Origin of the sequence: Hydrogenophaga sp., from assembly GCF_018780385.1 — a bacterium.
Classification (GTDB): Bacteria; Pseudomonadota; Gammaproteobacteria; order Burkholderiales; family Burkholderiaceae_C; genus Hydrogenophaga.
Window position 1 is genome coordinate 115,082 of the sequence record NZ_JADMJO010000003.1, and the last position, 22,499, is coordinate 137,580.

The following is a 22,499-nucleotide window of genomic DNA, read 5'->3' on the forward strand; positions in this document are numbered from 1 at the left end:
TCATATGTCCAAAGGCTACCGCATCCAGGCATCCACCGGCATCCACCGGGGCGACCGCGACTATCAGCAGGACCAGGTGTGTCTGCTGAACCATCCGCGCCAAAGCAGTTGCATGCTGGCCGTGCTGGCCGACGGCATGGGTGGGCGCAGTGGGGGCCGCAAGGCGTCTGACCAGGTGATGCTCACCGCGCGCCAATTGTTTGAACGGTATGACCCGGACACCGACGACGCGTCCGCCCTGCTGCGCCAGATCGTCGAAGAATCGCACCTGGTGATCAAGCTCACCGCTGTGTCGGCTGAACAGGAACCTCACAGCACCATCGCGGCTTTCCTGATCGATCCCGACGGTGAGAGCCACTGGGTGCACGCCGGTGATTCGAGGGTCTACCACTTCCGCAACGGGCGCCAAGTATTTCGCACCATAGACCATTCCTATGTGCAAACACTGGTCAACCAGGGCGAGATCAGCGAACAGGATGCCCTGGATCACCCGCATGCCAACATCCTCATGGGTTGTCTGGGCACGGAGAACGACCCGCCGGTGGACCTGCACGTGGTGCCACAACTCATTCCGGGGGAAGCCCTGATGGCATGCAGTGATGGCGTGTGGCACTACTTCACGCCCGAAGAACTGGCCAGCACGATCGCCATGCTCTCGCCACGCGAGGCTTGCGAGTTCCTGATCCAGAAGGCGCGCACCCGGGCCAAGGGCGCGGGTGACAACCTGTCGATCGTGATTGTGAAACTGGAACCGCTGAGCTGAGGCCCATCAGGCCCCCACGCTCCACCGCCGCACGGGTCGCTACCCCCGGAGAGGCTGATCCGCCTTGGGGCAGCCCGGAGGCGGATCGCTCGCTGCCTTTCAGGTCAGACCGGTGTCCACCACCCGATGCTCCAGCGCCAGAAACTCCTGTGACTGCATCTCGCTCAAGCGCGACACCGTGCGGGGAAATTCGTGCGACATCGGCCCTTCAAGGTACAGCTCTTCCGGTGGCACCGCCGCCGACATCACCAGCTTGACACGGCGGTCGTAGAGCACGTCGATGAGCCACGTGAAGCGACGCGCTTCGGACGCCTGGCGCACCTGCATCTGCGGCACGCTGGAGAGCATCACCGTGTGGAACTGGGTGGCGATTTCCAGGTAATCGTTCTGTGATCGCGGCCCACCACACAGGGTGTGGAAGTCAAACCAGATCACGCCACCGGCACGGCGCAGCGCACGAATCTGGCGCGACTCGATATGCATCACCGGTTCCTGGTCGCCCGCTTCAGCCAGCTCATTGAAAGTGGCTCGCAGCGCCGCATCGGCCTGTGGCCCGAGCGGGCAATGGTAGAGCTGGATGTGGTTGAGCGTGCGCTGGCGGTAGTCGGTGCCGTTGTCCACGCTGAGCACCTCCAGCCGCTCCTTCAGCAACTCGATGGCGGGCAGGATGCGGTCGCGGTGCAGCCCGTCGGGATACAGGCCGTCGGGGTGGAAGTTGGAGGTGGTGACGAAGCCCACGCCCGCCTTGAACAAGGCATCCAGCAGGCGGTGCAGGATCATGGCGTCTGTGACGTCCGCCACGTGGAACTCGTCAAAGCAGATCAGCTTGTAACGTTTGGCGATGCGCAGGCCGAGTTCGTCCAACGGGTTGACCGTGCCCTGCAGATCGCGCAGTTCGCGGTGTACCTCGCGCATGAACTCGTGAAAGTGCAGCCGCGTCTTGCGCTTCAGTGGCACCGCGTTGAAGAAGCACTCCATCAGGAAACTCTTGCCCCGGCCCACGCCGCCAAACATGTACACGCCGCGCGGAATGTCGGGCTTGATGAAGAGCTTCTTGAGCGAATTGGAGCGGCGCTGCTTGTACACCGCCCACTCGGAGGCACACCGCTCCAGCGCGTCGATGGCACGCTGCTGGGCGGGGTCGGTGCTGTAGCCGCGCTCTTTCAGCGCGGCTTCGTAGGTGCTGCGAACGCTCAAAACCGGCGACCTGGCGTGATCAGAAGTTCAGCGTGCGCTTGTCCACCGCCAGCGCGGCCTCTTTCGTGGCTTCCGACAGCGAGGGGTGAGCGTGGCAGATGCGTGCGATGTCTTCGGCGCTGGCCTTGAACTCCATGGCCACGACGGCCTCCGAGATCAGCTCGCTGGCCATCGGGCCCACGATGTGCACACCCAGGATTTCGTCGGTGGTGGCATCGGCCAGGAACTTGACCATGCCTGTGGTGTCACCCAACGCGCGAGCGCGGCCGTTGGCCAGGAACGGGAAGGTGCCCGCCTTGTAGGCGGCACCGCGCGCCTTGAGCTGCTGCTCGGTCTCGCCCACCCAGGCAATTTCCGGGCTGGTGTAGATCACCCAGGGGATGGTGTTGAAGTTCACATGACCGTGCTGGCCGGCAATACGCTCAGCAACGGCAACGCCCTCTTCCTCTGCCTTGTGCGCCAGCATGGGGCCACGCACCACGTCGCCCACCGCCCACACGCCCTTGAGGTTGGTGCGGCATTCAGCATCGACCACGATGGCGCCGCGCTCGTCGAGCTGCAGGCCAACGGCTTCGGCGTTGAGACCGATGGTGTTGGGCACACGGCCGATGGAGACGATCAGCTTGTCAGCGTCCAGCGACTGGGCCTCGCCCTTGGCGTTGGTGTAGGCCACGCTCACACCCTTTTTGGTGGTCTTGATCTCGCCGACCTTCACGCCCAGCTCGATCTTCAGACCTTGCTTGTCGAACGCCTTTTTGGCTTCCTTGGCGATCTGCTCGTCCACCGCGCCCAGGAAGGTGGGCAGGCCTTCGAGGATGGTCACGTCCGACCCGAGGCGGCGCCAGACCGAACCCATCTCCAGGCCGATCACACCGGAGCCGATCAACACCATCTTCTTGGGCACGGCGCCCAGGCGCAGCGCGCCATCGTTGGAGAGCACCATCTCTTCGTCAAAGGGCGTGCCGGGCAAAGCGCGTGCGTTGGAGCCGGTGGCCACGATGATCTGGCGCGCGGTCAGCAGCTCTTCCGTCGCCCCGGTCACCTGGATCTCATAGCCGGCTTCCACCGCCTTGGCGAACGAACCGCGACCGTGGAAGAACGTGATCTTGTTCTTCTTGAACAGATACAGGATGCCGTCGTTGTTCTGCTTCACCACCGTGTCCTTGCGGCCGATCATCTTCGCGATGTCGATCTTCACGTTGGTGGCGGTGATGCCGTGATCGGCAAAGTGGTGGTTGGCGTGGTCGAAGTGCTCAGACGACTGAAGCAGCGCCTTGGACGGGATGCAACCGACGTTGGTGCAGGTGCCGCCCGGGGCCGGGCCGCCAGCGGCGTTTTTCCACTCGTCGATGCAGGCGACCTTGAAACCGAGTTGGGCTGCGCGGATGGCGGCGATGTAGCCACCGGGGCCACCGCCAATGACGACGACGTCAAATGTTTGAGACATGTTGGATTCCTGAGTTCAAAAGGCCAACGCCCCTGTCGGGGCGTTGGCAAGAGGGGTTGCCGGTCAAATATCGAAGAGCAGACGGGCGGGGTCTTCCAGTGCCTCTTTCATGGCCACCAGGCCCAGCACGGCTTCGCGGCCGTCGATGATGCGGTGGTCATAGGACATGGCGAAGTAGTTCATGGGGCGCACGACGACCTGGCCGTTTTCCACCATGGCGCGGTCCTTGGTGGCGTGCACGCCCAGGATGGCCGACTGGGGCGGGTTGATGATGGGGGTGGACATCATCGAGCCGAAGGTTCCGCCATTGGAAATCGAGAAGGTGCCACCGGTCATTTCATCAATACCCAGCTTGCCGTCCTTGGCTTTCTGGCCGTATTCGGCGATCTTCTTCTCGATGTCGGCAAAGCTCATCTGATCGGCGTTGCGCAGGATGGGCACCACCAGGCCGCGCGGCGAACCCACCGCAATGCCGATGTCGAAGAAGCCGTGATAAACGATGTCGTTGCCATCCACCGAGGCGTTGAGGATGGGGTACTTCTTGAGCGCGTGCACCGCCGCCTTGACGAAGAAGCTCATGAAACCGAGCTTGACACCGTGTTCCTTCTCGAACTTCTCCTGAAACTTCTTGCGCATCTCCATGACCGGGGCCATGTTGATCTCGTTGAAGGTGGTCAGGATGGCGTTGGTCGACTGCGACTGCAACAGGCGTTCGGCCACGCGTGCGCGCAGGCGCGTCATGGGCACGCGCTCTTGCGGGCGATCACCCAGGTCAGGGGCGACCACGGGCACCTGCGGCAACACCTTGGCGGGCGCGCCGGTCGGAATCGCCACGGGTGCTGCCACCGCAGGCTTGGGTGCGGTCACCGCGGAGAGCACGTCACCCTTGGTCACACGGCCATCTTTGCCGGTACCGGGCACCGAACCCGAGGCCAGGTTGTTGTCGGCCATCAGCTTGGCAGCAGCGGGCATGGCCACGCCGGCTTTGCTGGTGGACGCGACCGCGGCTGCTGCGGCGGCAGGGGCCGGGGCGGCAGCAGGTGCAGGTGCAGCAGCACCGGCCACGGCTGCGGTGTCGATGCGAGCGATCAATTGTTCGGCCGCCACCGTGGCGCCATCGCCCTGCAGGACCTCCACCAGCACGCCGGCCGAGGGTGCCGGCACTTCCAGCACGACCTTGTCGGTCTCGATTTCGATCAGGATCTCGTCGACCGCTACCGCGTCGCCGACTTTTTTCTTCCACTGCAGCATGGTGGCTTCGGCCACCGATTCGGAGAGCTGCGGAACTTTGACTTCTACGATTGCCATGTTTCTTCTACCTGGGTTGTTTCGGACTGCGCTTTGGCACCCGACCCGGGATGCACATCCTCGGGCCGGTCAGCAAGAGCGGCTTACTTGGTGAGGATGTAGCCCTTGAGCTTGCCGTAAGCGGCTTCGATCAGGTTCTTCTGCTGTTCCTGGTGCAGGTGGGAGTAACCCACCGCCGGCGAAGCCGACGCTGCGCGCCCGGCATAGCCGAGCTTCTGGCCGTCGAGCATGTTCTCGTGGATGTAGTGCTGCACGAAGAACCAGGCACCCTGGTTCTGCGGCTCGTCCTGGCACCACACGATGTCGGTGGCGTTGGGGTACTTGCGCAGTTCGGCACCAAACACTTTGTGCGGGAACGGATAGAGCTGCTCCACGCGCAGAATCGCCACGTCGTCGGACTCTCGCTCCTCGCGCTTCTTCACCAGGTCGTAGTACACCTTGCCCGAGCAGCAGATGACGCGCTTGACCTTCTCGGCCTTCTTGGCCACGTCAGCACTCTGATCCGGGATGACGGTCTGGAAACCGCCCTTGGTGAACTCGGAGAGCGGCGAGGTCGCGTCCTTGTTGCGCAAGAGCGACTTGGGCGTGAAGATCACCAGCGGCTTGCGCAACCCGCGAATCATCTGGCGGCGCAGCACATGGAAGATCTGGCTGGCCGTGGTGGGCTGCACGATCTGCATGTTGGTGTCGGCGGCCATTTGCATGAAGCGTTCCAGGCGTGCCGAACTGTGCTCGGGACCCTGGCCTTCGTAGCCGTGCGGCAGCATCAGCGTGATGCCGTTGACGCGGCCCCACTTCACTTCGCCCGAGGCGATGAACTGGTCGATCACCACCTGGGCGCCGTTGACGAAGTCGCCGAACTGCGCTTCCCAGATCACCAGCGTGTTGGGATCGTTGGAGGCGTAGCCGTATTCGAAGGCCAGCACCGCTTCTTCGGACAGGATCGAATCGATCACCACAAACGGGGCCTGGTTGTCGGCCACGTTCTGCAGCGGCACGTAGGTGCCCTCGTCGAACTTCTCGCGGTTCTGGTCGTGAATCACCGCATGGCGGTGCGTGAACGTGCCGCGACCACAGTCCTCGCCGGACAGGCGCACCGGGAAGCCACTGGCCACGAGCGAGGCAAACGCCATGTGCTCGCCCATGCCCCAGTCCACCGGAATCTCGCCACGGCCCATGGCCGCGCGGTCGGCGTACACCTTCTTCACGAGTTGGTGCGGGGAGACGCTGTCAGGAATCGTCGTGAGTCGCTCCGACAGTCGCTTCCACTCCGCCATCGGAATGGCCGAGTCGGAGCTGTCTGTCCACTTCTTGTTGAGGTAAGGACTCCAGTCCACCGCGAACTTGCTCTTGAAGTTGGTGAGCACCGGGTCCACCGTGTGGCGGCCATCGTCCAGCGCGGCGCGGTAGGCCTTGGCCATATCGTCGCCGAGCGTGTCGCCCAGACCTTGGGCCGCCAGCTTGTCGGCGTACAACTTGCGCGTGCCGGGGTGGGACGCGATCTTCTTGTACATCAGCGGCTGCGTCAGGCTCGGGGTGTCCTGCTCGTTGTGGCCGAGCTTGCGGAAACACACGATGTCGACCACCACGTCCTTCTGGAAGGCCATGCGGAATTCGAGCGCGAGCTGGGTGGCGTACACCACCGCTTCGGGGTCGTCACCGTTCACGTGCAGCACCGGCGACTCGATCATCTTCACGACATCGGAGCAGTACAGCGTGGAGCGGCTGTCGCGCGGGTCGGAGGTGGTGAAGCCGATCTGGTTGTTGATCACCAGATGCACCGTGCCGCCCGTGGTGTAGCCACGGGTTTCGGCCAGCGCCAGCGTTTCCATGACCACACCCTGGCCGGCAAAGGCCGCATCACCGTGCACCAGCACGGGCAGCACCTGCTTGCCCAACGGATCGCCGCGGCGATCCATGCGGGCGCGCACCGAGCCTTCAACCACGGGGTTGACGATCTCCAGGTGCGAGGGGTTGAACGCCAGTGAGAGGTGCACCGGTCCGCCGGGGGTGGTCACGTCGGAACTGAAGCCCTGGTGGTACTTCACGTCGCCGGAAGGCAGATCTTCAGGGGCGGTGTGGTCGAACTCGGCGAACAGGTCCTTGGGCATCTTGCCCAGGGTGTTCACCAGCACGTTCAGGCGGCCACGGTGGGCCATGCCGATCACGATTTCCTGGATGCCGATCTGGCCCGCCTGGCGGATCAGCTCGTCCATGGACGCGATGAAGCTCTCGCCACCTTCGAGCGAGAAGCGCTTCTGGCCCACGTATTTCGTGTGCAGGAAACGCTCCAGGCCCTCGGCCGCGGTGAGGCGGTCGAGGATGTGCTTTTTCTTCTCGGCGTTGTAAGCCGGCTTGGAGCGACTGCCCTCGAGGCGTTCCTGCCACCAGCGCTTCTGGCTCTGGTCGGTGATGTACATGTACTCGGCGCCGATGGAGCCGCAGTAGGTTTCACGCAGGGCATTGAGCAACTCGCGCAGAGACATCGTCTCCTTGCCGAAGAAGGTGTTGCTCGTGTTGAAGATCATTTCCAGATCGGCGTCGGCAAAGCCGTAAAACGACAGATCGAGTTCTGGAATGTTGTCGCGTTCGGCGCGTTTGAGCGGATCGAGATCGGCCCAGCGGGCGCCCACGTTGCGGTAGGCGGCGATCAGTTGCTGAACGGCGACGCGCTTGCGTCCGAGGTCGGAGTCGGCGCCGGCGGCGATGACGACCTTGGTGCCGCCCTGCTTGGCGCGGTCCGCAAAGGCGTTGATGACGGGCTGGTGGGGAACGTCGCGGGCATCAGAGCCGTCGCCAGCTGGAACGTTTTGAAGTGCGTCGAAATAACCGCGCCAGTTGTCCGGCACGCTGCCAGGGTTGGCGAGGTAGTTCTCGTACATCTCTTCCACGTACGGCGCGTTGCCGCCGAAGAGGTACGAGTTGGTCTTGTAGGCAACATAGACGTTGCCCCCATTGGCTTGGGAATCGCTCATAAATCCGCTGACCTCCGTTTCCCTGCAGGAAACATTAGCTGGTTAGAAAAACCTTCCGCTGCACGGCTTGACCGTTATGCGGATGCGACAGTGACTGTGGAAGGACCTTGCTGCAACCCGAGATTGTGCCACCTCGCCGATGCGTGCAGGAAAAACTTCGGCGCCAGAGGCGCCGTCATCAGGATGTCACACGGGGCGAGAGCCGTTCCGAGGCGGGAACGGCGCTGGGCTCGTCGATCTCGATCGCGATCTGCGTGCACACGGTTCGACACAGCATGACGGCCTTCTCGCTTTGCACCCGGTAGATGACCTGCGTGCCTTCCTTGCGCTTGGCGAGCACCCCGGAGCGGTACAGCAGATTCAGATGCTGGGACAGGTTGGGTTGGGTGGTGTCGATCTCCTGCAGCAACTGCGAGACCGATTTTTCTCGATCACACAGGGCACTCAGGATGCGCAGGCGCATTGGGGTGGCCAGCACGCCGAAAAGTTCTGCCGCGAGTTCGAAAACGCGAACCCGTTCCACCTGCCCGTCAGACGCGATCATCTTGTCCATGGTGCCCGTCGCTCGTGTGAATATAAGCATGAATCATACTTAGAAAGCACACTGCCGACCATGCACCGGGCGTGAGGGAGTGAGATGTGCACAGCTCCCTTCAGCCGAGCAAATCCTTGATCTGCTGCAACGCGGCCGGATCGTCCATGGTGGTGAGGTCTCCAGGATCGCGCCCCTCGCACACCGCCTGAATGGCGCGGCGCAGCAATTTTCCGCTGCGGGTCTTGGGCAACACCGAGACGAAACGCACACGGGCCGGGCGTGCCACCGCGCCCAGTTGCTCGTCCACCAGCTTCATCACCTCGCCTTCAAGCTTCAGGCGCGAGGCGTCGTCGGTCAACGTTGACGCATCTTTGACCACGGCAAATGCCATCGCCACCTGGCCTTTGAGCTGATCGGCCACACCGACCACCGCCACCTCGGCGATGCGCGGGTGGCTGGAGATGCTCTCCTCAATTTCGCGCGTTCCCAGGCGGTGGCCCGCCACGTTGATCACGTCGTCGGTGCGGCCCAGGATGAAGAAATAACCGTCCGCGTCCTTGATGCCCCAGTCGAAGGTGCTGTAGACCATCTTGCCCGGTACGCTCGACCAGTAGGTCTTCACGAAGCGCTCGTCGTCGCGCCACACGGTCTGCATGCAACCAGGCGGCAACGGGCCCTCGATGGCCACCACGCCTTTTTGCCCGGGCTCGGTGAGTTCGGCGCCGGTCTGATCGTCCAGCAGTTTGACGTTGTAGCCATAGACGGCGCGCCCGGGTGAGCCGAACTTGCTGCTGGCCGGCTCCACGCCGTTGCACAACGACAGGATGGGCCAGCCGGTTTCGGTCTGCCAGTAGTTGTCGATGATGGGCTTGCCCAGCGCTTCGGCGATCCATTGCGCGGTCGGCTCGTCCAGCGGCTCGCCAGCGAGGAACAAGGCCTTGAGGCTGGAGAGGTCGTGGTTCTTGATGAACGAGGGGTCGTACTTCTTGAGCACCCGCACGGCGGTGGGTGCGCTGAACATGACGCTGACCTTGTACTTTTCGACCAGATGCCACCAGATACCGGCGTCCGGGCGAATCGGCAGGCCCTCATACATGATGGTGGCCATGCCGGCGATCAACGGTCCGTAGACGATGTAGCTGTGGCCCACCACCCAGCCGATGTCGCTGGTGGAGAAGTAGGTCTCGCCCGGTTCGCCCATGAACACGTGCTTCATGCTCGAAGCAAGCGCCACCGCGTAGCCCCCCGTGTCGCGCTGCACGCCCTTGGGTTTGCCGGTGGTGCCGCTGGTGTAGAGCGTGTAGCTCGGGTGTGTGGAGTCCACCCACTCGCAGGGAACGATGGTGTCCAGATGCTGTTCGCGCGCGCTGGCGTAGTCCACATCACGCCCCGGGACGAGCTTCATGGGCGCCAAGCCGCGGTTGACCATCACCACGCTGGCCGGCTTGTGGGCCGAGAGGCGGATGGCCTCGTCCAGCAGCGGCTTGTACTCAACCACTTTGCCGCCGCGCGAACCGGCGTCGGCACTGACGATGGCCACGGGCGAGGCATCTTCAATGCGGCTGGCCAGCGAATGGCTGGCAAAGCCGCCGAACACCACCGAGTGAATGGCGCCGATGCGCGCGCAGGCCAGCATGGCGAAGGCGGCCTCGGGAATCATCGGCATGTAGATCAGGACGCAATCGCCCTTCTTGACGCCCTGACCGAGCAGCACCGCGGCCATGCGCTGCACCTCGGTGTGCAGTTCACGAAAGCTGTAACTGCGCTCCACGTCGATTTCGGTGGAAACGAAGATCAGCGCGTTCTGGTCGGGACGATCCTTCAGATGCCGGTCCACCGCGTTGTGGCAGAGATTGGTAAGCCCCCCTTCGAACCAGCGGGCAAACGGAGGGTTGTCGTGGTTGCAAACTCGGTCGAACGGCCTTTTCCAGTCCACCAGGGCAGCCTGTTCGGTCCAGAAGGCGTCGCGGTCTTCGATGGAGCGGCGATAGAACTCGGCGTAACCCTGAGCTTGGCTCATGAATGTCTCCTGCGGGTTGTGTCGGGTGGCCCCACCCAAACTGAATTCATAATTATGATCAAGCGGCTTTCGACAGTCTGACAGCGCCCGGCGCCACCTCCCTGGCGCTTTCCCTGTCTGCTCTATTTGATGAGCGCCTGCACGTCGCGAAACAGCGGATGGTCTGCGGTGCGCAACCACTCGAAGGCCACCATCTCGGTCGTCACCAGTTCGGCGCCGGCGCCGGCAAGGCGGTCAAAAGCCGCGTCCCGGTTGCGCTCGGTGCGCGAACCGCAGGCGTCGGTCACCACCCACACGTCGAACTCCTGCTCGATCAGTTCCAGCGCGGTCTGCAGCAGACACACGTGGGCTTCACAACCGGCCACCACCACGGTCTGGCGTTCGGCGGCCGGCGCGGCTGCGGGCTTCTGCAGATGTTTGGGCAGGCTGCGCGCGTTGCCGCCACCCTGGGCGGGGCGCGCAGGCGGGCGCAACCAATCACCCAGCCCTTCAGACACCGCACCAAAGTGCATCTTGGCCAGCGTCTTGCGGCACATTTCGCGCAACTCCGGCGGGTTGGGCCCCAGCTTCTCGGGGTTCTGTTCGGTGCCCCAGGCCGGCACCTCCAGCAGCTGTGCCATGCGGGCCAGACGCACGGCGTTGGCCAGCACTTGCGGGCCTTCAAAGATGGCAGGCATCAGGCGGGCCTGGTAGTCCACCAGCACCAGTTGGGAGTCTTCAACGTCCAGCAGCATGCTCAACTTTCCTTGTTTTGTGTGTGGTTCAAATCGCTCGGATGCTGGATTTTCGCAGCGCAGTCCAGGCCTTCCCCTGACAAGCGTCAAAGGCCGAACAAATCAGGCTGATCGAGCCCCCGCGGGGCGGCCAACGCACCCGGGTTCAGGCGTTCCACGAGCTGCTCCACATAACTCGTGAAAAGCGGCTCCACGGACTGTCCAAACAACCGGATGCGGCCGGTGTGCAGCAGCAACAGCAAACCGACGCCGTGCGCGAACAGGGCCGTGTTTTCCCGCAACGCGGACTCGGGCGACAACCCCATGGCCTGCAACGCAACTTCGCAAGGACGCAGCGCGTCCTGCAGGCGGCCATTGAGATGCTGATTGAGTCCTCCGTCGAGCCCGCGCGGCGCCAAGCCCTGGACCAGATAGAAGCAAAGATCCAGGTCACGCGGACTGCTTGCGTAAAAACCAAACCAAGCCTGCGCCTTGGCCGCCAGGGTCAATTGCGGCTGCAGCTTGAAATGCCGGGCGGACGCAACCTCGGCGTTGAGCCGCTCCAGCGACTCAGCGAGCAGCGCGGCGTAGATGGCTTCCTTGCTCTCGAAGTAACTGTAGATCGCACCCGGGGTGTAACCGGCCCGGCGGGCGATCTCGCGGATGCTTGCACCGTCCACACCGCTCTCGGCAAACACGCTGCGCGCGGCGTCCAGCACCAGTGCGCGGCGGGTATCGGACATGGCCAGTTGGCGCTGTTGGCGTTGCTGCTGCTGGCGTTGCGCAGCCTCCTGCTCGGCGGCTGACAGCACCGGGGTGAGCTCGTGCAACTGGACTTCCATGCCGGCAGTTTAGCAATGGCCGACGTGGCCGTACGAATATTTGAACGCAACATTACAAATTTAAACAGCATTTAAAATATTGGTCGAATCTCAATGCAATTTTTTGTGGTCAATCGCTTTGCCTTGCAGTCAAAACAAAGCCGGAGACCTGTGCCATGGAAGCTGAAGGTCGGTTTGCCGGATGAGTGGTACAAAACCTAACAAAATCAATAGTTTGCAGGGTATTTCTCGCTTGACTTCACCGAGCATCGCCGCTACTCTCCGGGCGATGCATCGAATCCTCCTTGTCCTCATGCTCAGCTTCGCTGCCGCCGCCCATGCCGCGCCACCCGACGCAGCCTATGAAGACATGGACAGTTTGCTGACCGAGAAGGGCCTGATGTCCCGCCTGGGAAGCCAGTTTCAGCAAGCCCGCGACACCGTGGGCGAGCAGGCTTCCGGTCTGGTCATCAATGCGATGGCTTTCCTGGGCGTGCCCTACAAGTACGGCGGCAACACGGTGGACACCGGCTTCGACTGCAGCGGCTTTGTGCGCGCTGTTTTCGAACAGTCGGTGGGCAAAATCCTTCCGCGTCGCTCCGACGAGCAGGCAGCGGCCACGCAGGAAATCGAGCGCAGCGAACTCAAACCCGGCGATCTGGTGTTCTTCAACACCATGCGCCGAGCCTTCAGCCACGTAGGCATTTATGTGGGTGACGGCAAGTTCATCCACTCGCCCCGCTCCGGGTCACACGTGCGCGTGGAAGACATGCGCATGGCCTACTGGAGCAAGCGTTTCAATGGCGCGCGTCGCGTGCCGATGGCTGACAAAGGCCCTTGAGCCTGCAGGCCGGCCGCGGCACAGCGGCCATCCACGCGGCGCACCTTGCCGTCGCCCTCCCCCCTTCACTCCATCCGGACATTGACCCTCTTGAGCCGGCGGTTGCTGCGCCACTCGTCCGCGATCCGGCGTGCAAACGCCGGCCGGTCGCCCAGGACGGGCAGGTTGTCCGACGCCAGAAGGCGCTCGCGGATTCCGGGCGTCTCAACGGCCCGGTTGATCTCCGTGTTCAAGCGATCGAGCAGCGCCACCGGCGTGCCCTCCGGTGCGAACAGGCCGAACAGTGAACTGACGTTGGCGTGTGGCAGGCCCAGCTCGGCGAAGGTGGGCACGTGTGGCAAAACATCCAGCCGCTGAGGCGCGCCCACAGCCAGCGGCTTGAAGCGGCCGGCTTCGATATGACGCAATTGCGCCGGCGCCACGTTGGTCGACAACAGCTCGAACTGCCCGCCCAATGCATCGGTGAGTTGCTGACCACCCCCTTTGTAGGGGATGTGCGTCACCGCGATGCCGCTGCCCACCTGCACCTGCTCCAGCACCAGATGGCCCGCGGTGGCCAGGCCCGAGGTCGCCCAGCGAAGCGCCTCCGGTCGCTCACGCGCCTGCGACAACACGTCGGCAAAGCCGTGTCCGCTGAACGCCGGGGTGCCCACCAGCAGCACAGGCGTGTACATCACGCTGGCCACGGGCTCGATACCGTGCAGCGGGTCGTTGCCCACGTGGGGGCGCAGCGTCAACGGGCTGACCGCTGAAAACGCCAGCGTGTGCCCGTCGGGTGTGGCGCGCGCGAGTGCCTGCAGCCCCACGCTTCCGCCGCCACCAGCACGGTTCTCCACCCGAACCGGCACGCCCAACTGCAGCGCGAGGCGCTCGGCGAGCGAACGCGCCACGCCATCGCTGAGACCACCCGGCGGATACACCACGATGATGCGCAGCGCCTGCGCCGGCCAGTGCGGCTGCGATGCACCCAGGCGCAACACAGCGGCGCCCGCCATTGCCAGCAGGGCGTTGAGCGCACGCCGCCGTTGCAGCGTCATGGCGGGCGCCCTCGCCGGCTGCGCGCCTGCGCCTTGCGGGCCGTGTCGCGCGCGATCTTCAGGAAATGCGCGGCCGGCCCGACGCCATCGGCCGTACGGTAGACCAGGGTGAGTGGTGCGTCCAGCGGCGTGCCATCGGCCAGCGGCAGGTAGACCACGGCGTGGGGATGAAGCCCCCGCATCGAGGCCGGCACCACCGCGATGCCGGCGCCCGCGGCCACCAGGTTCAGGCTGGTCACCATGCGCTCCACCTCGGCCGCGATGCGCGGACGAAAACCCAGGGCCTCGCACAGCGCCAGCAGGTTGGCGTACAGACCGGGCGCACCGGGTTGCCGCACCAGGATGAAACCCTCGTTGCGCAATTCGGCCAAGGTCACCGCACGCGCGGTCTTGCGCGTGGCCAGCGCGTGGTCGCCCGGCAGCGCCACCAGCACCGGCTCGCGCAGCAGCACCTCGAAAGTGAGGCCTTCGGGCTGCGACACCGGCACGCGGATCAGGCCGCAATGCAGACGCCCGGCCGCCACCGCTTCGGTGATGCCGGCCGCGTGGTCCTCGCGGATCGACAGCGTGATCCCGGGCCAAGCCCTTCGGCACGCCCTCAACGCATCGGGCGTGAACACGTGGGCGGCCGCCGAACTGGTGAAGCCGACATTGAGCACGCCGAGTTCGCCGCGCGCCACACGCGCCATGCGCTGCTCCATCGCCGCCATGTCGTCCACCAGCCGGCGCGCCTCCATCTCGAACAGCCGGCCCGCATCGGACAAGGCCACGCCCTTGGGATGGCGGTGGAACAGCGCCACCCCGAGCTCCTTCTCCAGCCCCTTGATCTGGAGGCTCAGCGGCGGCTGCTGGATGCCCAGGCGCTCGGCCGCGCGTGTCATGTGGCCCGCTTCGGCGACGGCCAGAAAGTAGCGCAGGTGCCGGATATCCATATCTGAAAGGTATTGAGAATCGGGTTTCAGTATATTTGACACCAGGTGGTTGCACCCCTATCGTGCCCTGGCCTCGCACAAATACAAGGAGACAAACGTGCACATCCGCCCCCTCGCGCTGCTGGCGCTGGCCGCCCTGGCCTGCCACAGCGCCAGCGCCCAGACGCCCGCCAATCCCCAACCCCGTGCCTGCCCGACCGAAGTGCCGGCGAGCGCGGTCTGCCACACAGGCGAAGACGGGCTCGGCGGCTTCTACTGGATCGCCCTGCCCGCCCAATGGAAACCCAAAACGGGCGTGCTGGTGATGCACGCGCACGGTGGCCCCGCCGACACCGGCCCGGCCACGCTGGCACGCGGCGAGGAAGATCTCAAGCGCTGGGCTGTGACCGTCAAGGCGGGCTACGCCTGGGCCAGCGCCACCTACCGGCGCGGCGGCTTTGGCGTGACCATGGCCGCTGAAGACACCGAGCGCGTTCGTCGCATTTTCGTGAAGCATTTCGGCCCGCCGCGCCGCACCATCCTGCACGGTCAAAGCTATGGCGGATCGGTCGCGGCCAAGGGCGCGGAACTGTATGCCATGGTGGACGGCCCCAGCGGACCGGTCAAGGGCCCCTACGACGGCATGCTGCTCACCAGCGGCATGCTCGGCGGCGGCACCCGTGCCTATGACTTTCGGATCGACCTGCGCGTGGTCTACCAGTACGTCTGCAAGAACCACCCCAAGGCGGACGAACCGCAGTACCCGCTCTGGCAGGGCCTGCCACTGGACGCCAAGCTGTCGCGGGCCGAACTGGCCGCGCGCGTCGACGAATGCACCGGCGTGCGCAAGCCGGCCGCCCAGCGCACCGAACAGCAGAAGACCAACCTCGCCAACATCGTCAACGTCATCAAGATCCCCGAGCGCTCGCTGATCGCCCACCTCAACTGGGCGACCTGGCTGTTCCGCGACCTGACGCAACTGCGTCTGGGCAACCGCAACCCGTTCAACAACGCCAACGTGCAGTACAAGGGCTCGACGGACGACGCGGCATTGAACGCGGGCGTGCTGCGCTACGCGGCCGATCCGGCCGCCGTGGCCGAGCTCGCGAAGGACAGCGACCCGCAGGGCAAGGTCAACGTGCCGGTGCTCTCGCTGCACGCGGTCAACGACCCCACCGCGTTCGTCGAACTCGAGTCCGCCTACCGCGAGACGCTCGACCGCGCGGGCAAGGGCCCGTTGCTGGTGCAGACCTTCAGTGACGAGTCCGAGCACAGCTACCTGAGCGACCCGCAGTACCCCGCCTTGTTCACGGCCCTGCTCAACTGGATCGACAAGAACGACAAGCCCACGCCACAGACGGTGGCCGCTCTCTGCAAGGGCTATGAGGCCGCCTATGGCGACACCTGCAAGCTGCTGCCCGACTACCGCAGCGCACCGCTGGCGAGCCGCGTGGCACCGCGCTGAATCGATCGCCCATGAAAAAGCCGCCAGCCCGTGAGGCTGGCGGCTTTTTTCTTGAGGCCGTCGCGTTACTTGCGCTGCGGCGGCACGTCGGTGCACGAACCGTGGGCGATCTCGGCGGCCATGCCGATGCTCTCGCCCAGCGTGGGGTGCGGGTGGATGGTCTTGCCGATGTCCACCGCGTCTGCGCCCATCTCGATGGCCAGCGCGATCTCGCCGATCATGTCGCCCGCGTGCGTGCCCACCATGCCACCGCCCAGGATCTTGCCGTGGCCATGCGCTTCGGGGCTGTCGTCGAAAAGCAGCTTGGTCACGCCCTCGTCGCGCCCGTTGGCAATGGCGCGGCCCGAGGCGTTCCAGGGGAACAGGCCCTTCTTGACCTTGATGCCCTGCGCCTTGGCCTGGTCCTCGGTGAGGCCCACCCAGGCCACCTCGGGGTCGGTGTAGGCCACGCTGGGGATCACGCGCGCGTTGAACGCGGCACTGGCCAGTTCCTTGTTTCCCTGCAGTTCACCGGCAATCACCTCGGCCGCCACGTGCGCCTCGTGCACCGCCTTGTGCGCCAGCATGGGTTGGCCCACGATGTCGCCGATGGCGAAGATGTGCGGCGCGTTGGTGCGCATCTGGATGTCGACGTTGATGAAGCCCCGATCCGTCACGGCCACGCCGGCCTTCTCGGCTGCGATCTTCTTGCCGTTGGGCGTGCGGCCCACGGCCTGCAGCACCAGGTCGTAGGTCTGCGGCGCAGGCGCCGTGCCGCCCTCTTCGGCCGCGGCGAAGGTCACCTCGATGCCGGTCGGCGTGGCCTTGGCGCCCACCGTCTTGGTCTTCAACATGATGTTGTCGAAGCGCGGCGCGTTCATCTTCTGCCAGATCTTCACCAGATCGCGGTCGGCGCCCTGCATCAGGCCGTCGAGCATCTCCACAACGTCCAGGCGCGCGCCCAGTGAGCTGTAGACCGTGCCCATCTCCAGGCCGATGATGCCGCCACCCAGGATCAGCATGCGCTTGGGCACGTCCTTGAGCGCGAGCGCACCGGTGCTGTCGACCACGCGCGGGTCCTCGGGCATGAAGGGCAGGCGCACGGCTTGCGAGCCGGCCGCGATGATGGCCTTCTTGAAGGCAATCACCTGCTTCTTGCCGGTCTTGTCCTGAGCCGTGCCGCTGGTTTCTTCCACTTCCAGGTGGTTCGCACCGACGAAGGCTCCGTAGCCTCGCACGGTGGTGACCTTGCGCATCTTGGCCATGGCGGCCAAGCCGCCCGTGAGCTTGCCAATGACCTTTTCCTTGTGGCCCCGCAGCTTCTCGATGTTGACCACGGGGCGACCGAAGTCCACGCCCAGGTCGGCCATGTGGCTGACCTCGTCCATCACGGCAGCCACGTGCAGGAGTGCCTTGGACGGGATGCAACCCACGTTCAGGCACACGCCACCCAGAGTGGCGTAACGCTCGACCAGCACGACCTTGAGACCCAGATCGGCCGCGCGGAAGGCCGCGCTGTAACCACCGGGGCCACCGCCGAGCACGAGCACGTCGCAGTCGAGATCGGCGGAGCCAGCGAAGCTGGCTGCAGCGGGAGCGGGAGCCGTGGCTTCGCTCCCTCTCCCGCTGGCGGGAGAGGGTTGGGGTGAGGGCTTGGGCGCCGAGGCAACCTCACCCCGGCCCTCTCCCGCCGGGGCGGGAGAGGGAGAGGAGACAGCCGCCTCCAGCGTGAGCACCACACTGCCCTGCTTCACCTTGTCGCCCAGCTTGACCTTGAGCTCCTTCACCACACCGGCGGCGCTGGATGGGATCTCCATCGAAGCCTTGTCGGACTCGACCGTGATGAGCGACTGTTCGGCCTTGACGGTGTCGCCGGGTTTGACCAGCAACTCGATGACTGCAACTTCGTCGAAGTCGCCAATGTCCGGAACTTGAATTTCTATGATGGCCATCGTCATTCCTTAGAGAAGAACGCGACGGAAGTCGCCGAGGATTTGACCCAGGTACGCGTTGAAGCGCGCAGCCGCAGCCCCGTCGATCACGCGGTGGTCCCAGGTGAGCGAAAGCGGGAGCATCAGGCGCGGCGCAAATGCCTTGCCGTCCCACACCGGTTCCATCTGGCTCTTGCACACACCCAAAATGGCCACCTCGGGTGCATTGATGATGGGCGTGAAGTAACGCCCACCGATGCCGCCCAGGCTGGAAATGGTGAAGGTGGCACCGCTCATCTCGGCCGGGCTCAGCTTGCCCTCGCGAGCCTTCTTGGCGAGTTCGCCCATTTCCTGGCTGATCTGCAGCACGCCCTTTTTGTCGGCGTCCTTGATCACCGGGACCATCAGTCCGTTGGGCGTGTCGGCGGCAAAGCCGATGTGCCAGAACTGCTTGTAGACCAGGGCGTCACCATCCAGCGAGCTGTTGAACTCGGGGAATTTCTTGAGCGCGGCCACGCAGGCCTTGATCAGGAAAGCGAGCATCGTCACCTTCACGCCGCTCTTCTCGTTCTCCTTGTTGGTGGAGACGCGGAAAGCTTCGAGGTCGGTGATGTCGGCGTCGTCGAAGTTGGTGACCGCCGGGATCATGACCGCGTTGCGCAGCAGGTTGGCGCCACTGATCTTCTTGATGCGGCCCATCTCCTTGCGTTCGATCGGGCCGAACTTGGCGAAGTCGACTTTGGGCCAGGGAATCAGGCCCAGCTCGGAGCCGCCACCGCCGGATGTGGCCGGCGCCTTGGCCGCTTGCGCGGCGGTCTGCACCGCGCCGGCCATCACGGATTTCGTGAACGACTGGATGTCTTCGGCGGTGATGCGGCCCTTGAGGCCCGAGCCTTTGATTTCAGCCAGCGGCACGCCGAGTTCGCGCGCGAACTTGCGCACCGAAGGCGAGGCGTGGGGCAGGCCCACGGGGGCTGAGGCGGTGGGGTTGTGCGCCGCTGGCGCTGCAACCACCTCCGTTCGCCCTGAGCTTGTCGAAGGGCTCGCCTGAACCTGGGCCGGGGCTTCGACAGGCTCAGCCCGAACGGTTGGAGTGGCAGTCGATACGGTGGGAGTCACAGCACCTTCCAGGATCGCCAGCAGATCCCCAATGTTGACCGTGTCGCCCACCTTGACCTTGAGCTCCTTGAGCACACCGGCGTGCGACGACGGGATCTCCATCGAAGCCTTGTCGGACTCCACCGTGATCAGGCTTTGCTCCAGCGCGATCTTGTCGCCCGGCTTGACCAGCACCTCGATCACCGCGACGTCCTTGAAGTCACCGATGTCGGGCACATGCACCTCGACCGGGCCGCTGGCGGCAGAGGCCGCCACCGGCGCCGCTGCAGCCGGGGCAGGAGCGGCCACGGGCGCGGCAGCCGCCGCTGGGGCCGCAGCCACCGGCGCGGGAGCGGCGGCTTCACCCGCAGCCTCCAACACCAACACCACCGAGCCCTGTTTCACCTTGTCGCCCAGCGCGACCTTGAGTTCCTTCACCACGCCAGCCGTGCTCGACGGAATTTCCATTGAAGCCTTGTCAGACTCCACCGTGATCAGCGACTGCTCGGCCTTCACCGTGTCGCCCACCTTGACCAGCAGTTCGATCACTGCCACCTCGTCGAAGTCACCGATGTCCGGGACCTTCACATCTATGAGTGCCATGTTGTTGTCTCCTCGCCGTATCAGGCGTACAGCGGGTTGATCTTGTCGGCCTTGATGCCGTACTTGGCAATGGCTTCGGCCACCTTGGCCGCCGGCACTGTTCCCTCTTCGCTCAGCGCCTTGAGCGCAGCCACCACGATGTAGTGGCGGTTGATCTCGAAGTGCTCGCGCAGCTTGCTGCGGAAGTCGCTGCGGCCGAAGCCGTCGGTGCCCAGCACCTTGTAGGTGCGGCCTTTGGGGATGAAGGACCGGATCTGTTCGGCGTAGTTCTTCATGTAGTCGGTGGAGGCGACCACCGGGCCGGTGTGCTTTTCCAGCTGTTTGGCCACGAACGAAACACGCTGTGGCTCGGTCGGGTGCAGCAGGTTCCAGCGCTCGGTGTCCTGGCCGTCGCGGGTGAGTTCGTTGAAGCTCGGGCAGCTCCACACATTGGCGGCCACGCCCCAGTCTTTTTCCAGCAGTTCCTGCGCGGCAATGGATTCGCGCAGGATGGTGCCGGAGCCCAGCAGTTGCACGCGCGGCGTCAGCTTTGCGCCCTCCTTGCAGAGGTACATGCCCTTGATGATCTGGTCTTCGGTGCCGGGCGTGAGGCCGGGCATGGCGTAGTTCTCGTTCAGCAGGGTCAGGTAGTAGAAGACGTTGTCCTGCTTCTCCACCATGCGCTTCAAGCCGTGGTGCAGGATCACACCGACCTCGTGCGCAAACGTCGGGTCGTAGCTGATGCAGTTGGGAATGGTGCCGGCCAGGATGTGGCTGTGACCGTCTTCGTGCTGCAGGCCTTCACCGTTGAGCGTGGTGCGCCCGGAGGTGCCGCCCAGCAGGAAGCCGCGCGCCTGCATGTCGCCGGCCGCCCAAGCCAGGTCGCCGATGCGCTGGAAGCCGAACATGGAGTAGTACACGTAGAACGGCACCATGATGCGGTTGCTCGTGCTGTAGCTCGTGGCCGCCGCGATCCAGCTGCTCATGCCGCCGGCCTCGTTGATGCCTTCCTGCAGGATCTGGCCGGCCTTGTCTTCCTTGTAGTACATGACCTGGTCTTTGTCGACCGGGGTGTACTGCTGGCCTGCGGGGTTGTAGATGCCGATCTGGCGGAACAGGCCTTCCATGCCGAAGGTGCGCGCCTCATCGACCAGGATGGGCACGACGCGCGGGCCCAGGGCCTGGTCGCGCAGCAATTGGGTGAGGAAACGCACGTAGGCCTGCGTGGTCGAAATCTCGCGGCCTTCCACGGTGGGCTCCATCACGGCCTTGAAGGTTTCGATCGAGGGCACGGTGAAGCTCTCGTCGGCCTTCACGCGGCGTTTGGGCAGATACCCGCCCAAGGCTTGGCGGCGCTCGTGCAGATAGCGCATTTCCGGCGTGTCGTCGGCAGGCTTGTAGAACGGGATCTTGGAGAGTTCGCTGTCGGGGATCGGCAGGTTGAAGCGGTCGCGGAAGATCTTGATGTCTTCGTCGGTGAGCTTCTTGGTCTGGTGCACCGTGTTCTTTCCCTCACCCGACTTGCCCATGCCAAAACCCTTGACGGTCTTGATCAGCAGCACGGTCGGCTGGCCCTTGTGGTTGACCGCCTTGTGGTACGCCGCATAGACCTTTTGTGGGTCGTGGCCGCCGCGCTTGAGGTTCCAGATGTCGTTGTCGCTCAAGTGGGCCACCATCTCCAGCGTCTTGGGGTCGCGGCCAAAGAAATGCTTGCGCACGTAGGCCCCGTCGTTGGCCTTGAAGGCCTGGTAGTCGCCGTCGACCGTGTCCATCATGATCTTGCGCAGCGCGCCGTCCTTGTCGCGCGACAGCAGCGAATCCCATTCGCTGCCCCACAGCAGCTTGATCACGTTCCAGCCGGAGCCGCGGAACTCGCCTTCGAGCTCCTGCACGATCTTGCCGTTGCCGCGCACCGGGCCGTCCAGGCGCTGCAGGTTGCAGTTCACCACGAAGATCAGGTTGTCGAGGTTCTCGCGCGCGGCCAGGCTGATGGCGCCCAGCGACTCGACCTCGTCCATCTCACCGTCGCCGCAGAACACCCAGACCTTGCGGTTCTCGGTGTTGGCAATGCCACGGGCGTGCAGGTATTTCAGGAAACGCGCCTGGTAAATGGCCATCAGCGGGCCCAGGCCCATCGACACCGTGGGGAACTGCCAGAACTCGGGCATCAGCTTGGGGTGCGGGTAGCTGGAAAGACCCTTGCCGTCGACTTCCTGGCGGAAGTTGAGCAGTTGCTCTTCGGTCAGGCGGCCTTCGAGGTAGGCGCGGGCGTACACGCCGGGCGACACGTGGCCCTGGATGTAGAGGCAGTCGCCGCCGTGGTTTTCGCTCTCGGCGTGCCAGAAGTGGTTGAAGCCGGCGCCGAACATGTGGGCCAGCGAGGCAAAAGAGCCGATGTGGCCGCCCAGATCACCACCGTCTTCGGGGTTGTGGCGGTTGGCCTTGACCACCATCGCCATGGCATTCCAGCGCATGTAGGCGCGCAGGCGTTCTTCGATCTCGATGTTGCCCGGGCAGCGCTCTTCCTGATTCGGCTCGATCGTGTTCACATAGCCGGTGGTGGCCGAAAACGGCAAGTCGATGCTGTGCTGGCGAGCCTCCTCCAGCAGTTGCTCCAGCAGGAAGTGGGCGCGCTCGGGGCCCTCCCGTTCGATCACGGCGCCCAGCGCCTCCATCCATTCGCGTGTTTCCTGGGTATCCAGGTCGCCGGCGCTGCGGCCATCCTGAGCGTTGTTCGCTGCCATGCTTGTCTCCTGTTGATTGAAATCGAGCTTACGGGGGTCATTCCGCGCTGTCACGGAGTTTCCCACAATGCTTTTCAAATTTCAATATGTGCTTTCAATTTCTACATTATGAAATACTGAGTGGCATTGAAA

Annotated in this window: 16 protein-coding genes; 3 read left to right on the plus strand and 13 right to left on the minus strand. The window is 64.3% G+C overall.

Annotation, left to right across the window (positions count from 1 at the left end; translation table 11 throughout):
- Nucleotides 1–4 precede the first annotated feature (4 nt).
- Nucleotides 5–763, plus strand: a complete 759-nt coding sequence (locus tag IV113_RS01130; protein WP_291079974.1) for a protein phosphatase 2C domain-containing protein — start codon at nucleotides 5–7, stop codon at nucleotides 761–763.
- A gap of 99 nt (nucleotides 764–862) precedes the next feature.
- Here the strand turns inward: IV113_RS01130 and zapE are convergent, their stop codons facing one another.
- The 8 genes from zapE to IV113_RS01170 all read right to left on the minus strand — a co-directional run bounded on the left by zapE (nucleotide 863) and on the right by IV113_RS01170 (nucleotide 11,800).
- Nucleotides 863–1,960 carry a cell division protein ZapE gene (gene zapE, locus IV113_RS01135; protein ID WP_291079976.1) on the minus strand — a complete coding sequence of 366 codons (1,098 nt, stop codon included), beginning with the start codon at nucleotides 1,958–1,960 and terminating at the stop codon, nucleotides 863–865.
- A gap of 19 nt (nucleotides 1,961–1,979) precedes the next feature.
- The gene (lpdA, locus tag IV113_RS01140; RefSeq protein ID WP_291079978.1) at nucleotides 1,980–3,407 is read right to left on the minus strand and encodes a dihydrolipoyl dehydrogenase; all 1,428 of its coding nucleotides are present in this window, start codon (nucleotides 3,405–3,407) and stop codon (nucleotides 1,980–1,982) included.
- Nucleotides 3,408–3,470: 63 nt separating this feature from the next.
- Nucleotides 3,471–4,715, minus strand: a complete 1,245-nt coding sequence (odhB, locus tag IV113_RS01145) for a 2-oxoglutarate dehydrogenase complex dihydrolipoyllysine-residue succinyltransferase (protein WP_291079980.1) — start codon at nucleotides 4,713–4,715, stop codon at nucleotides 3,471–3,473.
- Between the two features lie 83 nt (nucleotides 4,716–4,798).
- Nucleotides 4,799–7,690 carry a 2-oxoglutarate dehydrogenase E1 component gene (locus IV113_RS01150; protein ID WP_291079982.1) on the minus strand — a complete coding sequence of 964 codons (2,892 nt, stop codon included), beginning with the start codon at nucleotides 7,688–7,690 and terminating at the stop codon, nucleotides 4,799–4,801.
- Nucleotides 7,691–7,868: 178 nt separating this feature from the next.
- Nucleotides 7,869–8,243, minus strand: coding sequence for a metalloregulator ArsR/SmtB family transcription factor (locus IV113_RS01155; RefSeq protein ID WP_082585987.1), 375 nt, complete (start codon nucleotides 8,241–8,243; stop codon nucleotides 7,869–7,871).
- 100 nt (nucleotides 8,244–8,343) lie between these two features.
- The gene (locus IV113_RS01160) at nucleotides 8,344–10,245 is read right to left on the minus strand and encodes a propionate--CoA ligase (protein WP_291079986.1); all 1,902 of its coding nucleotides are present in this window, start codon (nucleotides 10,243–10,245) and stop codon (nucleotides 8,344–8,346) included.
- A 122-nt stretch (nucleotides 10,246–10,367) separates the two neighbouring features.
- Nucleotides 10,368–10,979 carry an isochorismatase family protein gene (locus IV113_RS01165; RefSeq protein ID WP_291079988.1) on the minus strand — a complete coding sequence of 204 codons (612 nt, stop codon included), beginning with the start codon at nucleotides 10,977–10,979 and terminating at the stop codon, nucleotides 10,368–10,370.
- A gap of 86 nt (nucleotides 10,980–11,065) precedes the next feature.
- On the minus strand, nucleotides 11,066–11,800 hold the full coding sequence (locus IV113_RS01170; RefSeq protein ID WP_291079990.1) for a TetR/AcrR family transcriptional regulator: 735 nt from the start codon (nucleotides 11,798–11,800) through the stop codon (nucleotides 11,066–11,068).
- A gap of 268 nt (nucleotides 11,801–12,068) precedes the next feature.
- Here IV113_RS01170 and IV113_RS01175 point away from each other — a divergent pair, with 268 nt between their 5' ends.
- Nucleotides 12,069–12,620, plus strand: a complete 552-nt coding sequence (locus IV113_RS01175) for a C40 family peptidase (protein ID WP_291079992.1) — start codon at nucleotides 12,069–12,071, stop codon at nucleotides 12,618–12,620.
- A gap of 65 nt (nucleotides 12,621–12,685) precedes the next feature.
- Here the strand turns inward: IV113_RS01175 and IV113_RS01180 are convergent, their stop codons facing one another.
- Together IV113_RS01180 and IV113_RS01185 are read right to left on the minus strand one after the other, a co-directional pair.
- Nucleotides 12,686–13,657, minus strand: coding sequence for a tripartite tricarboxylate transporter substrate binding protein (locus tag IV113_RS01180; protein ID WP_291079994.1), 972 nt, complete (start codon nucleotides 13,655–13,657; stop codon nucleotides 12,686–12,688).
- Complete coding sequence (locus IV113_RS01185; RefSeq protein ID WP_291079996.1) at nucleotides 13,654–14,589, minus strand: LysR family transcriptional regulator; 936 nt, start codon at nucleotides 14,587–14,589, stop codon at nucleotides 13,654–13,656. The genes IV113_RS01180 and IV113_RS01185 overlap by 4 nt, the downstream gene beginning before the upstream one ends.
- A 97-nt stretch (nucleotides 14,590–14,686) precedes the next feature.
- On the opposite strand from IV113_RS01185, the gene IV113_RS01190 reads away from it, so the two are divergent.
- Nucleotides 14,687–16,033, plus strand: a complete 1,347-nt coding sequence (locus IV113_RS01190; protein ID WP_291079999.1) for a hypothetical protein — start codon at nucleotides 14,687–14,689, stop codon at nucleotides 16,031–16,033.
- A gap of 65 nt (nucleotides 16,034–16,098) precedes the next feature.
- Here IV113_RS01190 and lpdA (IV113_RS01195) read toward each other — a convergent pair whose 3' ends face one another.
- Genes lpdA (IV113_RS01195) through aceE form a run of 3 tightly spaced genes read right to left on the minus strand, consistent with a single transcriptional unit; the run spans nucleotide 16,099 to nucleotide 22,367 of the window.
- Nucleotides 16,099–17,964 carry a dihydrolipoyl dehydrogenase gene (gene lpdA, locus IV113_RS01195; protein WP_291080001.1) on the minus strand — a complete coding sequence of 622 codons (1,866 nt, stop codon included), beginning with the start codon at nucleotides 17,962–17,964 and terminating at the stop codon, nucleotides 16,099–16,101.
- Nucleotides 17,965–17,973: 9 nt separating this feature from the next.
- A complete protein-coding gene (aceF, locus tag IV113_RS01200) occupies nucleotides 17,974–19,644 on the minus strand; it encodes a dihydrolipoyllysine-residue acetyltransferase (protein ID WP_291080003.1) in 1,671 nt (556 codons plus the stop codon).
- A 20-nt stretch (nucleotides 19,645–19,664) separates the two neighbouring features.
- Complete coding sequence (aceE, locus tag IV113_RS01205; RefSeq protein WP_291080006.1) at nucleotides 19,665–22,367, minus strand: pyruvate dehydrogenase (acetyl-transferring), homodimeric type; 2,703 nt, start codon at nucleotides 22,365–22,367, stop codon at nucleotides 19,665–19,667.
- Between the last annotated feature and the right edge of the window lie 132 nt (nucleotides 22,368–22,499).

Bases quoted from the DNA above. Each gene is read 5' to 3' on its own strand.
- IV113_RS01170 (WP_291079990.1), bottom strand. From the start codon at position 11,800: ATGGAAGTCCAGTTGCACGAGCTCACCCCGGTGCTGTCAGCCGCCGAG.
- IV113_RS01155 (WP_082585987.1), bottom strand. From the start codon at position 8,243: ATGGACAAGATGATCGCGTCTGACGGGCAGGTGGAACGGGTTCGCGTT.
- IV113_RS01150 (WP_291079982.1), bottom strand. From the start codon at position 7,690: ATGAGCGATTCCCAAGCCAATGGGGGCAACGTCTATGTTGCCTACAAG.
- lpdA (WP_291080001.1), bottom strand. From the start codon at position 17,964: ATGGCCATCATAGAAATTCAAGTTCCGGACATTGGCGACTTCGACGAA.
- IV113_RS01130 (WP_291079974.1), top strand. From the start codon at position 5: ATGTCCAAAGGCTACCGCATCCAGGCATCCACCGGCATCCACCGGGGC.
- aceF (WP_291080003.1), bottom strand. From the start codon at position 19,644: ATGGCACTCATAGATGTGAAGGTCCCGGACATCGGTGACTTCGACGAG.
- IV113_RS01175 (WP_291079992.1), top strand. From the start codon at position 12,069: ATGCATCGAATCCTCCTTGTCCTCATGCTCAGCTTCGCTGCCGCCGCC.
- IV113_RS01160 (WP_291079986.1), bottom strand. From the start codon at position 10,245: ATGAGCCAAGCTCAGGGTTACGCCGAGTTCTATCGCCGCTCCATCGAA.
- IV113_RS01180 (WP_291079994.1), bottom strand. From the start codon at position 13,657: ATGACGCTGCAACGGCGGCGTGCGCTCAACGCCCTGCTGGCAATGGCG.
- IV113_RS01185 (WP_291079996.1), bottom strand. From the start codon at position 14,589: ATGGATATCCGGCACCTGCGCTACTTTCTGGCCGTCGCCGAAGCGGGC.
- odhB (WP_291079980.1), bottom strand. From the start codon at position 4,715: ATGGCAATCGTAGAAGTCAAAGTTCCGCAGCTCTCCGAATCGGTGGCC.
- IV113_RS01165 (WP_291079988.1), bottom strand. From the start codon at position 10,979: ATGCTGCTGGACGTTGAAGACTCCCAACTGGTGCTGGTGGACTACCAG.
- lpdA (WP_291079978.1), bottom strand. From the start codon at position 3,407: ATGTCTCAAACATTTGACGTCGTCGTCATTGGCGGTGGCCCCGGTGGC.
- aceE (WP_291080006.1), bottom strand. From the start codon at position 22,367: ATGGCAGCGAACAACGCTCAGGATGGCCGCAGCGCCGGCGACCTGGAT.